Here is a 610-nt window from a genome sequence, read left to right as displayed (position 1 = left end):
CTGCGGCAAGAGCAGGCGCGGGCGCTGGAGGGCCTGACGGCGCGGCCCGCAAGCTGGCATGACGCGATCACGGACGTGCCGGATGGCCCGATGATCCTGCTGGCGAACGAGTTTTTCGACGCGCTGCCCATCCGCCAGTTCGTAAGGCGCGTGGACGGATGGGATGAACGCTTCGTGCATGATGGCGCGTTTATCCACCAGCCCGCGTCTTTTCCGCCCGCCCATCCCGCCGCCACGCGCGCGGTGCCGGAAGGTGGCGTGCTGGAAACCTGCCAGCCCGCGCTGGATTTTACCCGCGCGGTGGTCGAAAGGCTGCGCCGCTGGCCCGGCGCGGCCCTGCTGATTGATTACGGATATGACGCCCCGGCCCATGGGGACAGTCTTCAGGCGTTGCGCCATGGCCGTCCCGCCGACCCGCTGCGCGATCCGGGCGCGGCGGACCTGACCGCGCATGTGGATTTTCATGCCATCGCGCAGGTGGCGGATGGCGTGGATGTATGGGGCAGCGAACCGCAGGGTGCGTTTCTGGCCGCACTCGGGCTGCATGCGCGCAGCGAACAACTGGCCCGCGCGGCCCCGGAACAGGCCGATGACATCCGGGCCGCCACCG

At 69.5% G+C, this 610-nt stretch carries 1 protein-coding gene; it reads left to right on the top strand.

The window, feature by feature from the left end; translation table 11 throughout:
- Positions 1-610: class I SAM-dependent methyltransferase (locus JCM25156_RS19730; protein WP_025814508.1), on the top strand; the 610-nt coding region annotated here is incomplete at both ends.

It is taken from the genome of Komagataeibacter kakiaceti JCM 25156 (genome assembly GCF_000613305.1).
The sequence above is the reverse complement of the archived record's forward strand: the minus strand, read 5'-3'. Positions and strand labels throughout refer to the sequence as shown.